Consider the following 12,231-nt stretch of genomic DNA (forward strand, 5'->3'; position numbering starts at 1 on the left):
CAGGTAGGCCAATCATGCGGGTCGCAATCGTCACCGGCGCCAGCTCGGGCATCGGGCAGAGCGCAGCCATTCAGCTCGCCAAGCGTGGATCCGGGGTGATCCTGACCTACGGCAACAATCAGCCCGGAGCGCTCGAGACCGTGGCGACCATCGAGAAGGAGGGCGGCACGGCCGTCGCGTTGCCGCTGGACGTCGGGCGGAGCGAGACCTTCCCGGCCTTCCGCGAGTCGGTCGTCGCGGCGCTGGGGGACACCTGGCACCGGGACACCTTCGACTCCCTGGTCAACAACGCCGGGCTCGCGCAGATGGCGATGTTCGAGGACACCTCCGAGGAACTGTTCGACACGCTCATGCGGGTGCTGCTCAAGGGGCCGTTCTTCCTGACTCAGGCCCTGCTGCCGCTGCTGGCCGACGGCGGCGCGATCGTCAACACCACGAGCAACGCGGCGATGGCCTCCGGGCTGGAGTCCGGTTACTCCGCGTACGCCTCCATGAAGGGCGGCCTCATCGTGCTGACCCGGTACATGGCCAAGGAGTTCAGCGACCGCGGCATCCGTGTGAACTCCGTCGCACCGGGCTCCACCCGGACCCGGCTCGCCGACAACGCCTTCGAGCGGTTCCCCGAGGTGATCCCGCTCCTTGCCGCGAAGACCGCCCTCGGTCGCGTGGGTGAGCCGGACGACATCGGCATGGTGATCGCCATGCTGCTCGGCGAGGAGGGTCGCTGGATCACCGCACAGAACATCGAGGTAGCCGGCGGGTACAACCTCTAGTCGTTCCGTCCCTGACCTTCGGACGGCCCGCGCGGGCGGGGGCCGTCCGTTCAGGCATGGCGGAATGAGCGCTGGCGTCCGGCGGCCGGGGCGCTAAGGTGTAGCGGCGGGATCCCCATCCCCGGATGTGACGCGCTTGCGTCGCTGATCGGCCGTGGTGTAATTGGCAACACCCGGGTCTTTGGTACCCGTATTTCAGGTTCGAACCCTGGCGGCCGAGCTGCCCCCTAAGTCTGGTTTAGGTTCCAGCGGGGTAAGGCGGAGACGTTCGGAGCGCCGCGGTTAGCATGACCGCGAGAGTGTCCGCCGTCCCGACGGGAGCCACATCGTGCCCCAGCCCCACCTTCGTACCGTCGTCGTGCTCGCCGCCGGTGAGGGCAAGCGGATGAAGTCGACACTGCCCAAGGTGCTGCACCCCCTGCTCGGCCGGACCCTGCTCGGTCACGTGCTGAGCGCTGCCGCGCCGCTGGCCGCGGACCGCACCGTGGTGGTGGTGGGGCACGGCGCCGACCAGGTCCGGGGGCACCTGACCGAGGTCGCCCCGGACGCCACGCCGGTGCTCCAGGCCGAGCAGCTCGGCACCGGGCACGCCGTCCGCATCGCGCTGGACGCCGTGCCGGAGGGCGCCGGCACCGTCGTGGTGATCAACGGGGACGTGCCGCTGCTGCGGCCGGAGACGGTCGGCGCGCTGGTGGCCGCGCACGAGGAGGCCGCCGCCGCGGCCACCGTGCTGGCCGCCGAGGTGCCCGACCCCACCGGGCTCGGGCGGATCGTCCGGGACGCCGACGGCCGGTTGGAGCAGATCGTCGAGGAGCGCGACGCCGACGCGACGCAGCGCGCGATCCGGGAGATCAACGCCGGCATCTACGCGTTCGACGCGGTGCGGCTGCGCGCCGCGCTGGGCAAGCTCTCCACCGACAACGACCAGGGTGAGGAGTACCTGACCGACGTCTTCGGCCTGCTCCGCTCGGCCGGCGAGCCGGTCGCGGTGCACGTGGCCGTCGACCACGTCGAGACGTTGGGCTGCAACGACCGGGTGGAGCTGGCGACGCTGCGCCGGCTGCTGCGCGACCGGGTCAACGAGGCGTGGATGCGCACCGGCGTGAGCCTGCTGGACCCGGCGACCACCTGGATCGACGTGACGGTGGCCCTGGACCGCGACGCGGTGATCGACCAGAACACCCAGCTGCGCGGCGGCACGGTGGTGGGCACCGGCGCCGTGGTCGGCCCGGACGTGACGTTGATCGACACGGTGGTCGGCGTGGGCGCGACCGTGCTGCGCAGCCACGCGGTGGGCGCCGAGGTCGGGCCGGGGGCCAGCGTCGGGCCGTACGCGTACCTGCGCCCGGACGCGCGGTTGGCGGAGAAGGCCAAGGTCGGCACGTTCGTCGAGGTGAAGAACTCCGAGGTGGGCCCGGGTGCGAAGGTGCCCCACCTGTCGTACGTGGGTGACGCGACGATCGGCGCGAAGGCGAACATCGGCGCCGCGACGATCTTCGTGAACTACGACGGGGTGAACAAGAACCGGACGATCGTCGGCGAGGGTGCGTTCATCGGCTGCGACACGAGCCTGATCGCGCCGGTCGAGGTGGGCGCCGGTGCGTACGTGGCGGCGGGCAGCGCGATCGGCCAGGACGTGCCGCCGGGCGCGCTCGGGGTGACCCGCGCGCCGCAACGCAACGTCGAGGGCTGGGTGGCACGCAAGCGCCCCGGGACGGTCTCCGCGGCGGCTGCCGAGCGTGCGCTGCGGGGTGCCGAGGATGCGTCGGGCGTGGCCGGCGCCGCAAGCGACAGTGAGGCAATGCACGAGCAGGCCGAGACGGTGGGCGGCACCTCCGGCACGGGAGATACTGCAAACGAATAGTCCCCGACCCACCACCACCGGGCCGGGTACCACCGACAAACGGGAGCAGACGGGCCCATGGGCAGCATCGTCGCCGAAAACCGCAAAAGCCTGATGCTCTTCTCCGGACGTGGTTTTCCGGAGCTGGCCAAGGAGATCGGCGAGGTGCTCGGCGTCGCGCCGACGCCGGCCGACGCGTACGAGTTCGCCAACGGCGAGATCTTCGTACGGTTCAAGGACTCGGTGCGTGGTTCGGACGCCTTCGTGGTGCAGTCCGTGACGCACGGGGTGAACACCTGGGTCATGGAGACCCTGATCATGGTGGACGCGCTGAAGCGGGGGTCGGCCAAGCGGATCACCGTGGTGCTGCCGTTCTACCCGTACGCGCGGCAGGACAAGAAGCACCGCGGCCGGGAGCCGATCTCGGCCCGACTGGTGGCGGACCTGCTGAAGACGGCCGGCGCGAACCGGATCCTCACCGTCGACCTGCACACCGCGCAGATCCAGGGCTTCTTCGACGGTCCGGTGGACCACCTCTTCGCGATGGACATCCTCGCCGAGTACGTGGAGCACAAGTACGCGGGCCGGCCGATGACCGTGGTGGCGCCGGATTCGGGCCGGGTGCGGGTGGCCGAGCGGTGGACCGACCGGCTGGGCGGCTGCCCGCTGGCGTTCATCCACAAGACCCGTGACCCGATGAAGCCGAACCAGGTCGTGGCGAACCGGGTGGTCGGCGACGTCGAGGGTCGGGTCTGCCTGATCGTCGACGACATGATCGACACCGGTGGCACGATCGCCAGGGCGGCGGACATCCTCAAGGAGTCGGGCGCGGCGGAGATCGTGGTGGCCTCGACCCACGCGTTGCTGTCCGACCCGGCGACCGAGCGGCTGAAGAACAGCCCGATCAGCGAGATCGTGGTGACCAACACGCTGCCGTTGCCGCCGGAGAAGCAGTTGGACAAGCTGACCGTGCTGTCGATCGCGCCGCTGCTGGCGCGGGCGATCCGCGAGGTCTTCGACGATGGTTCGGTGACCACCCTGTTCGGTGGGTTGAGCTGAGCGTCGCGCTGCGGTGAGGCCCGTTCCCGCCGGCTGTGACGCCGGCGGGAACGCGCCCGACCGGCGTCGGGCGCGCGGCCGGCGCGCCGGTGGGAGCGGGGACCTGGGGACTGCCGGAAACCTCGGAATCCGCTCGGGTAGACTGGTGCGGTTGCCACGGCGAGGGTGCCCGGCGGGCCGCTGAATAGCGCCGCACGGAGGCACCGTCATCGACGCGGTGCTCCGGGCAGTCGTTCATGACGCATGAGCCCCAGCGAGCCCCTCGCCCCAGCACCGCAAGACGACAAGCCGCCGTAGCGAAAGCATCAGGAGTTTCCCCGTGTCCGAGGTAAAGATCAGCGCCGAGCCCCGTACCGAGTTCGGCAAGGGTGGTGCCCGTCGTACCCGCCGGGCCGGCAAGGTGCCCGCCGTGCTGTACGGCCACGGCGAGAAGCCCAAGCACATCGCGCTGCCGTCCCGGGAGTTCGCCGCGGCGATCCGCAAGGGTGGCGCCAACCAGCTCTTCGCGATCGACATCACCGACGGCACCCAGGTGCTGGCGCTGCCGAAGGCGATCCAGCGTGACCCGATCCGCGACACCTTCGAGCACGTGGACCTCATCCTGGTCCGCCGGGGCGAGCAGGTGACCGTCGACGTCCCGATCCAGCTGACCGGCGAGGCCGCGCGGGACACCCTGATCGTGCACGACCACGACAGCCTCTCGGTGACCGCCGACGCCACCAAGGTGCCGGACCACCTCGAGGCGTCGATCGAGGGCCTGGAGGCGGGCTCCCAGGTGACTGCCGGTGACGTGCAGCTGCCGGCCGGTGTCGAGCTGGCCGTCGACCCGGAGCTGACGGTCGCCGCGGTGACCGCCGCGCCGACCGCCGAGCAGCTCGAGGCGACGCTGCCCGAGGTCGAGGCGGCCACCGAGGAGGCCGAGGCCGAGGTCGGCGAGGTCACCGAGGGCTCCGAGGGTGCGGACGCCGCCCCGACCGCCGAGGGCGGGGAGAACACCGAGGCGCGCACCGAGGCCTGATCGGTTCGTACTGTGCGGCAGGCGTCCCCGAGCGTTCGGGGGCGCCTGTCGTCGTATCGGGAGTCGGTGGGACGGACGTCGGGAGGGGCGGGTCGTGACGGACGAGGCGGGGCCGTGGCTGGTGGTCGGCCTGGGAAACCCGGGTCGGGAGTACGCCGGGAACCGGCACAACGTCGGGTTCATGGTGGCCGACCTGCTGGCCGGGCGGGTCGGCGCGCGGTTCGGTCGGCACAAGCGGGCGGTCGCCGAGGTGGCCGAGGGGCGACTGGGCTTCGGCGGGCCGAAGCTGGTGCTGGCGAAGCCGCTGACGTACATGAATCTGTCCGGCGGGCCGGTGGCGGCGCTGGCGCAGTTCTACAAGGTGCCGCCGGCGCAGGTGATCGCACTGCACGACGAGCTGGACATCGGGTACGGCCAGGTGCGGGTCAAGTGCGGTGGCGGCGAGGGTGGGCACAACGGCCTGCGCTCGATGTCGAAGTCGCTGGGCACCAAGGAGTACATCCGGGTGCGGTTCGGCGTGGGCCGGCCGCCGGGGCGGCAGGACCCGGCGGACTACGTGCTGTCGGATTTCGGCGCGGCGGAGCGCAAGGAGCTGGATTTCCTGGTGGACCGGGCTGCCGACGTGGTGGAGTCGGTGATCGCCAAGGGTGTGGAGCCGACCCAGAACCTCTACCACGGCGGTTGAGGGACTGGGCGGGGCGTACCGGATCGGGGTTGGCCGGCCGGTAGTCTGCGCCTTTCGGCGTGCCGCGACCGGCGACGCGGGTCGCGGCGTAGCGATCCGGGTGGGCAGGGATCGCGGCGAGGCGACGGGAGCGGGCAATGAGCAGTCCTCCGATGATCGATGGCGCGTTCGCCCGGTGGTTGGCGGCCCGGGCCGGTCAGGCGCTGCTCGACCTGCGGGCGGAGCTGGGTTTCGCGGACACCGGCGCGCTGAAGTCGGCCGGGGACAAGGTGTCGCACGACCTGATCCGCACGGAGCTGGCGAAGTGGCGGCCGGGCGACGCGGTGCTCTCCGAGGAGGACGAGGGGTCGCGGCTGGCCTGGGCGGCGGAGGTGAACGCCGAGGCGGTGTCCCGGTTGGCCGCGGACCGGGTGTGGATCATCGATCCGTTGGACGGCACCCGGGAGTACGCCGAGGAGGGCCGCTCGGACTGGGCGGTGCACGTGGCGCTCTGGGCCCGCAGCGCGCCGAGTCCGCACGGGCTCGTCGCCGGCGCGGTGGGACTGCCGGCGCAGCACCGGGTGCTGGGCACGGACTACCCGCCGGCGTACCCGCCGATGACGGTGGAGGCCGCGACGGCCGGCGCGCGGGTGATCCGGTTGGCGGCGAGCCGGAGCCGGCCGCCGGTGTTCCTCACCGATCTGGCCGAGGACGTGGGGGCGAAACTGGTGCCGATGGGTTCGGCCGGGGCGAAGATCGCCGCGGTGATCACCGGTGAGGTGGATGCCTACATTCACGCCGGCGGGCAGTACGAGTGGGATTCGGCGGCGCCGGTGGCTGTGGCGACGGCCACCGGACTGCACGCTTCCCGTATCGACGGTTCTGCGCTGAGATACAACGAGGCGGATCCGCGCCTGCCCGACCTGCTGGTCTGCCGCAGGGATCTCGCCAGCCGGTTGCTTGCAGCGCTGCAGAGGCATTCCGGGTAGCCTGAGGCACTTCTTGACATGCCCGACCGGAAAGGTCTGGAAATCGGATGAGCGAGCGAATCGAGCCGGTGTCATGACCACCCCCGCGGCTTACCGGGTCTCCCATCTGGACGCGCTGGAGGCGGAGAGCGTCTTCGTGATGCGCGAGGTGGTCGCCGAGATGGAGCGCCCGGTGCTGCTCTTCTCCGGCGGCAAGGACTCGATCGTCATGCTGCGGCTGGCGCAGAAGGCGTTCGCCCCGGCCAACATCCCCTTCCCGGTCATGCATGTGGACACCGGGCACAACTTCCCCGAGGTCCTGGAATACCGCGACCAGCGGGTCGCCGAGCTGGGGTTGCAACTCGTCGTGGCGAGCGTGCCGGAGGCGCTGGCCAGCGGACTGGTCCGGGAGTCCGGCGACGGGATGCGCAACCGGATCCAGACGCCGGTGCTGCTGGAAGCGGTGGAGAAGCACCGCTTCGACGCGCTGTTCGGTGGTGCCCGTCGGGACGAGGAGAAGGCCCGGGCCAAGGAGCGGGTGTTCAGCTTCCGCGACGAGTTCGGTCAGTGGGACCCGAAGAACCAGCGGCCCGAGCTGTGGTCGCTGTACAACGGCCGGCACCACCCGGGCGAGTCGATCCGGGTCTTCCCACTGTCCAACTGGACCGAGCTGGACGTGTGGCACTACATCGCCCGGGAGCGGATCCCGCTGCCGTCGATCTACTACGCGCACGAGCGTGAGGTGATCGAGCGGGACGGGATGTTCTACGCGGTCAACGAGTTCTTCCGTCCCCGGGCGGGTGAGGAGCGCTTCAAGGCGCAGGTGCGCTACCGCACCGTGGGCGACGCCTCGTGCACCGCGGCGGTCCGCTCGGACGCGGACACCGTGGAGAAGGTCATCGAGGAGGTGGCGGCCACCCGGATCACCGAGCGCGGCGCCACCCGTGGTGACGACCGGGTCAGCGAGGCCGCCATGGAGGACCGCAAGCGGGAGGGCTACTTCTGATGACCACCGAGATCGTGGCCCCGGTTCCCGAAGCCCGGCCGATGGACCTGCTGCGGTTCGCCACCGCCGGCAGCGTGGACGACGGCAAGTCGACCCTGATCGGCCGGTTGCTCTACGACACCAAGTCGCTCTTCACCGACCAGCTCGCCGCGGTGGAGGCGGTCAGCGCGGCCCGCGGGGACGAGTACACCAACCTGGCGCTGCTCACCGACGGCCTGCGCGCCGAGCGGGAGCAGGGCATCACCATCGACGTGGCGTACCGGTACTTCGCCACGCCGCGGCGCAAGTTCATCATCGCCGACACCCCCGGGCACATCCAGTACACCCGCAACATGGTCACCGGGGCGTCCACCGCCGACCTGGCGCTGATCCTGGTGGACGCGCGCAAGGGCCTGGTCGAGCAGTCCCGCCGGCACGCGTTCCTCTGCTCCCTGCTGCGGGTCCCGCACCTGGTCCTCTGCGTCAACAAGATGGACCTGGTGGACTGGTCGCAGGAGGTCTACGAGCGGATCGCCGACGAGTTCACCGCGTTCGCCGCGAAGCTCGACGTGCCGGACCTGACCGTGGTGCCCATCTCCGCGCTGCGTGGCGACAACATCGTCACCAGGTCGGAGAACATGTCGTGGTACGAGGGCCCGTCGTTGCTGCACCACCTGGAGCGGGTGCACATCGCCAGCGACCGCAACCTGGTCGACGTCCGGTTCCCGGTGCAGTACGTGATCCGGCCGCAGTCCACCACGGTCACCGACTATCGCGGCTACGCCGGCCAGGTCGCCTCCGGCGTGCTGAAGCCGGGCGACGAGGTGATGGTGCTGCCGTCCGGCTTCACCAGCCGGATCGCCGCGGTGGAGACCGCCGACGGGCCGGTCGCGGAGGCGTTCCCACCGATGTCGGTCACGGTACGGCTGGCCGACGAGATCGACATCTCCCGGGGTGACCTGATCTGCCGGCCGAACAACGCGCCGGCGGTGGCCCAGGACATCGAGGCGATGGTCTGCTGGATGGACGAGACCCGCCCGTTGCAGGTCGGCGGCCGGTACGCCATCAAGCACACCACCCGGTCGGCGCGGGCGATCGTGCGCGGGCTGCACTACCGGCTGGACGTCAACTCGCTGCACCGCGACGAGTCGGCCGACGCGCTGCGGCTCAACGAGATCGGCCGCGTGCGGCTGCGCACCACGGTCCCGTTGCTGGCGGACGAGTACCGGCGTAACCGGACCACCGGTGGTTTCGTCATCATCGACGAGGCCACCAACCGCACCGTCGGCGCCGGCATGATCGTCGAAGCCAGCTGACCAGGGCTCCGGTTCCCGGCAACATCACGCTCGATCCATGAAGTAGTGGCCTCGCCCCTCGGCGAGGCCACTACTTCCATGAACGAGCACGATCTCTACCCCTGGTAGGTGTGGGGTGGGGTCAGTCGAGGCGGGTGGCGCCGGGGGCGGGGAGGACCGTGAGGGTGCCCGGCGCGGTGAAGCCACGCTCGGCGTAGGCGGCGGTCACGGCGGCGGCGACCCCGTCGGCCCGATCCGTGTTCACGAGGGCGAGGACGCACCCGCCGAAGCCGCCGCCGGTCATCCGGGCGCCCAGCGCGCCGGCGGCCAGCGCCGCCTCGACCGCGGTGTCGATCTCGGGCACGGTGATCTCGAAGTCGTCGCGCATCGAGACGTGCGAGGCGGTGAGCAGCGGGCCGATGTCCCGGACCCGGCCGGCGCGTAGCAGCGCCACCGTGTCCAGCACCCGCTGGTCCTCGGTGACCACGTGCCGGACCCGCCGCCGGGTCTCCTCGTCGTCGAGCCGGGCGAGCGCGGCGTCGAGCTGGTCGACGGCCACGTCGCGCAGCGCGGGGACGCCGAGCGACTTGGCCGCCGCCTCGCAGGACCGGCGGCGGGCGGCGTACTCCCCGTCGGCGTGCCGGTGCGGAGCCCGGCTGTCGATGACCAGCACGGCCAGCCCGGCGGCGTCCAGGTCGAACGGGATGTGCTCGACGGACTCGTCACGGCAGTCGAGGAACAGGGCGTGCCCGGCGCGGCAGCGGATCACGGCGGACTGGTCCATGATCCCGGTCGGCGCGCCGACGTAGACGTTCTCCGCCCGCTGCGCCAGCCGGGGCTGCCGCTCGGCGGGCAGCGCCAGCACTCCGAGGTCGAGCAGCGCGGCGAGCACGGCCGACTCCAGCGCGGCCGAGGAGGAGAGACCGGAGCCCAGTGGCACGTCCGAGGTGATCGCCAGCCGGGCGCCGGGCACCGGGTGACCGGCCTCGCGCAGCGCCCAGACCACACCGGCCACGTACGCGCCCCAGCCGGTGACCCGGCCCGGCTCGGCGACGTCCTCCGCCCCGAAGGTGATCGTCTCGTCGGAGAGCTCGGACCAGACCGTCCACCGCTCGCCGTCCTGCCGGTCGGCGGCGACGACGGTCCGCAGTGGCAGCGCGAAGGGCAGCACGAACCCGTCGTTGTAGTCGGTGTGCTCGCCGATCAGATTGACTCGCCCGGGAGCCGCCCAGCGGCCGGCGGCCGGGTCGCCGTACTGCGCGATGAAGCCGGCGGCGGCCCGCTCGGCGACGTCACCGGTCGGCTGGATCATGACTGCTCCAGGACGTGCGTGCGGTAGAAGGCCCAGGCGTCCCCGACCATGTCGTGCAGGGTCGGCTTCTGCGGCACCCAACCGAGCTCGTCACGGGCCAGTGTGGAGGAGGCGACCAGCTCGGCCGGGTCGCCCTCGCGGCGCGGCGCCACCTCGACCGGCAGTGCGTGCCCGGTGACCTCGCGGACGACGTCGACCACCTGCCGGTTGGTGAAGCCGTTGCCGTTGCCCAGGTTGTAGATCCGGTGCTGGCCCGCGGTCGCCGCGTCCAGCGCCAGCAGGTGGGCCCGGGCCAGGTCGGCGACGTGGATGTAGTCGCGGACGCAGGTGCCGTCCACGGTGGGGTAGTCGTCGCCGAAGAGCTGGAGCTTCCCCCGCCGGCCGGCGGCGACCTCCAACGCGATCGGGATCAGGTGCGTCTCCGGGTCGTGCCGCTCGCCGAGCGCGACGTCACCGGCGAGGTGCGCGCCGGCCACGTTGAAGTAGCGCAGCGACACGGCGGCCAGCCCGTGGGCGATCGTCTCGGAGGTGAGCGCCATGTCGACGGCGAGCTTGGTGGCGCCGTACGTGTTGGTGGGCGCCTTGACCGCGGTCTCCGGGATGGGCAGCTCGGTGGGGTTGCCGTAGACGGCGGCGGTGGAGGAGAAGACCATCCGCGGCACCCCGGCGGCCCGGACCGCGTCGATCAGGGCTAACGTGCCGACCGTGTTGGTCTGCCAGTACAGCTCCGGCTTGACCATCGACTCGCCGGCGGCGATCAGCGCGGCGAAGTGCAGCACCCCGTCGAAGCCGGCGTCGGGGGTGACGATCCGCGCGGCGTCGTGGATGGACGCCCCGACGTGGGTCGCGTCCGGAGCGAGCGCCTCGCGGTGGCCGGTGCGCAGATCGTCCAGGACCACCACCTCGTGACCCGCGTCGAGCAGCATCCGGGTCACCACGCTGCCGATGAAGCCGGCGCCCCCGGTGACGAGCAGTTTCACGTCGTTGCCTCCTGCCTGGCCCGCCCGGGACGTGGCCTCGGTGAATCACCCTACGGCGGCGCGTGGTGTGCCTCGACCGATCACGCCGCCATCCCTATTCCATCATAATCTCTCACGATTAAACAGAGCCGAACATTCCGTCCGGTCCGAGCGAACCCCGGTGCGGCGGGCCGCCGATGTCTACCATCTCTGTCATGCGGGAAGCGGCCCGTACCGGGCTCCGGCGAGGCGCGCGAGGAAGGCCCCGTCGCGACCCTGGCCCGCTCGCCCGGGCCGTCGCCCGGGTGGTGGTCCGCGCCGCCGACGGCGCCACCCGTCTCGTCACCGACCTGCTGGGGACCGGCCCGGCGGCCGGCCGGGAGCGCATCTCCGAGGCCGAACTGCGGGACCTGGTCGCGGCGAACACGCTGCTCGACCCGGATGAGCGGCGGATCATCGACGAGGTACTGGTGGCCGGCGCCAGCCTGGTCCGCGAGGTGATGATGCCCCGCACCGAGGTGGTCTTCCTGCCCGCGCGGCTGACCATCGCCGAGGCCGCCCGGCTGGTCCGCGCCGAGACGCACACCCGCTACCCGGTCACCGACGGCACCCACGACGACGTCGTCGGCTTCGTGCACCTCCGCGACGTGCTGCTGCGTCCGGACACCGACGCGTGCGCCACCGTCGGCGAGCTCATCCGGGAGGTGAAGCGGCTGCCCGGCAGCAAGCGGGTGCTGCCCGCGCTGACCGAGATGCGCCGGGAGGGCCAGCACCTCGCGGTGGTGGTCGACGAGTACGGCGGCACCGCCGGGATCGTCACCCTGGAAGACCTGATCGAGGAGCTGATCGGCGAGATCCACGACGAGTACGACGTCGCGCCGGACCCGGTGCACGCCGGCCTGCCCGCCGTGGTGGACGGCCGGCTCAACCTCGCCGACTTCGCCGAGCGGACGGGGGTGGCGCTGCCCGCCGGGCCGTACGAGACGGTCGGCGGGTTCGTGATGGCCGCGCTGGGCCGACTGCCGGTCACCGGCGACGAGGTCCCCGTACCCGCTGAGCCGGCCGAAGCGGGCGGACCCGACCCGGCCGATCCACCGGGTGGTTGGCTGCTGCGGGTGCTGGCACTCGACGGACGCCGGGTGGCCCGGCTCGCCGTCTCCGCCCTGCGGGTGCCGGAGCAACGCCGTGAGTCCGGCACCGGGTCGACGCGGGACGCGGGGGCGGAGCAGGCGTGGGAGGTCGTGGCGGGGCAGCCGCGCGAGGCCGATGTCGCGCCCGCGCGCCGGGTCGGCGCGAGGGAAGCGCGCGAGGTCAACGGCCTCGACACCGGCGGGCCGGGGCCGACCCGCCGGCCC

General features: G+C 71.8%; 10 protein-coding genes, 1 tRNA gene and 1 pseudogene. 10 read left to right on the forward strand and 2 right to left on the reverse strand.

Translation table 11 applies throughout. The features are described 5' to 3' along the window. Window positions 1-14 precede the first annotated feature (14 nt). From BUS84_RS26865 to BUS84_RS26905, 9 genes are all read left to right on the forward strand, one after another. A complete protein-coding gene (locus tag BUS84_RS26865; protein ID WP_074316634.1) occupies window positions 15-773 on the forward strand; it encodes an SDR family NAD(P)-dependent oxidoreductase in 759 nt (252 codons plus the stop codon). Window positions 774-921: 148 nt separating this feature from the next. Beyond that, a tRNA-Gln gene (locus BUS84_RS26870) sits at window positions 922-993 on the forward strand. Window positions 994-1,098: 105 nt separating this feature from the next. Further along, complete coding sequence (glmU, locus tag BUS84_RS26875; RefSeq protein ID WP_143728524.1) at window positions 1,099-2,637, forward strand: bifunctional UDP-N-acetylglucosamine diphosphorylase/glucosamine-1-phosphate N-acetyltransferase GlmU; 1,539 nt, start codon at window positions 1,099-1,101, stop codon at window positions 2,635-2,637. Between the two features lie 57 nt (window positions 2,638-2,694). Then, window positions 2,695-3,675 (forward strand): ribose-phosphate diphosphokinase, encoded by a 981-nt coding sequence (locus BUS84_RS26880; RefSeq protein ID WP_074316637.1) that lies wholly within the window; start codon window positions 2,695-2,697, stop codon window positions 3,673-3,675. 319 nt (window positions 3,676-3,994) lie between these two features. Next, the gene (locus BUS84_RS26885; RefSeq protein WP_074316639.1) at window positions 3,995-4,693 is read left to right on the forward strand and encodes a 50S ribosomal protein L25/general stress protein Ctc; all 699 of its coding nucleotides are present in this window, start codon (window positions 3,995-3,997) and stop codon (window positions 4,691-4,693) included. A 94-nt stretch (window positions 4,694-4,787) separates the two neighbouring features. After that, window positions 4,788-5,378, forward strand: coding sequence for an aminoacyl-tRNA hydrolase (gene pth, locus BUS84_RS26890; protein ID WP_074316641.1), 591 nt, complete (start codon window positions 4,788-4,790; stop codon window positions 5,376-5,378). 137 nt (window positions 5,379-5,515) lie between these two features. Then, on the forward strand, window positions 5,516-6,346 hold the full coding sequence (locus tag BUS84_RS26895) for an inositol monophosphatase family protein (protein ID WP_074316642.1): 831 nt from the start codon (window positions 5,516-5,518) through the stop codon (window positions 6,344-6,346). A gap of 73 nt (window positions 6,347-6,419) precedes the next feature. Continuing rightward, window positions 6,420-7,331 carry a sulfate adenylyltransferase subunit CysD gene (gene cysD, locus BUS84_RS26900; RefSeq protein WP_074316644.1) on the forward strand — a complete coding sequence of 304 codons (912 nt, stop codon included), beginning with the start codon at window positions 6,420-6,422 and terminating at the stop codon, window positions 7,329-7,331. Next, window positions 7,331-8,626 carry a sulfate adenylyltransferase subunit 1 gene (locus BUS84_RS26905; protein WP_074316646.1) on the forward strand — a complete coding sequence of 432 codons (1,296 nt, stop codon included), beginning with the start codon at window positions 7,331-7,333 and terminating at the stop codon, window positions 8,624-8,626. Before cysD ends, BUS84_RS26905 begins: the two co-directional genes overlap by 1 nt. Before the next feature lie 121 nt (window positions 8,627-8,747). Here BUS84_RS26905 and galK read toward each other — a convergent pair whose 3' ends face one another. Together galK and galE are read right to left on the reverse strand one after the other, a co-directional pair. Beyond that, window positions 8,748-9,917: a galactokinase gene (galK, locus tag BUS84_RS26910; RefSeq protein ID WP_074316648.1), complete on the reverse strand. Its 1,170-nt coding sequence runs from the start codon at window positions 9,915-9,917 to the stop codon at window positions 8,748-8,750. After that, window positions 9,914-10,843, reverse strand: a complete 930-nt coding sequence (gene galE / locus BUS84_RS26915) for a UDP-glucose 4-epimerase GalE (protein WP_244298904.1) — start codon at window positions 10,841-10,843, stop codon at window positions 9,914-9,916. The genes galK and galE overlap by 4 nt, the downstream gene beginning before the upstream one ends. Window positions 10,844-11,091: 248 nt before the next feature. On the opposite strand from galE, the pseudogene BUS84_RS26920 reads away from it, so the two are divergent. Next, window positions 11,092-12,096 (forward strand): annotated as a pseudogene (locus BUS84_RS26920) (hemolysin family protein); the annotation flags it as partial. Between the last annotated feature and the right edge of the window lie 135 nt (window positions 12,097-12,231).

The organism is Micromonospora cremea (assembly GCF_900143515.1).
GTDB lineage: Bacteria > Actinomycetota > Actinomycetes > Mycobacteriales > Micromonosporaceae > Micromonospora > Micromonospora cremea.

Bases quoted from the DNA above. Each gene is read 5' to 3' on its own strand.
- galK (WP_074316648.1), bottom strand. From the start codon at position 9,917: ATGATCCAGCCGACCGGTGACGTCGCCGAGCGGGCCGCCGCCGGCTTC.
- BUS84_RS26905 (WP_074316646.1), top strand. From the start codon at position 7,331: ATGACCACCGAGATCGTGGCCCCGGTTCCCGAAGCCCGGCCGATGGAC.
- cysD (WP_074316644.1), top strand. From the start codon at position 6,420: ATGACCACCCCCGCGGCTTACCGGGTCTCCCATCTGGACGCGCTGGAG.
- BUS84_RS26865 (WP_074316634.1), top strand. From the start codon at position 15: ATGCGGGTCGCAATCGTCACCGGCGCCAGCTCGGGCATCGGGCAGAGC.
- BUS84_RS26880 (WP_074316637.1), top strand. From the start codon at position 2,695: ATGGGCAGCATCGTCGCCGAAAACCGCAAAAGCCTGATGCTCTTCTCC.
- BUS84_RS26895 (WP_074316642.1), top strand. From the start codon at position 5,516: ATGAGCAGTCCTCCGATGATCGATGGCGCGTTCGCCCGGTGGTTGGCG.
- galE (WP_244298904.1), bottom strand. From the start codon at position 10,843: ATGCTGCTCGACGCGGGTCACGAGGTGGTGGTCCTGGACGATCTGCGC.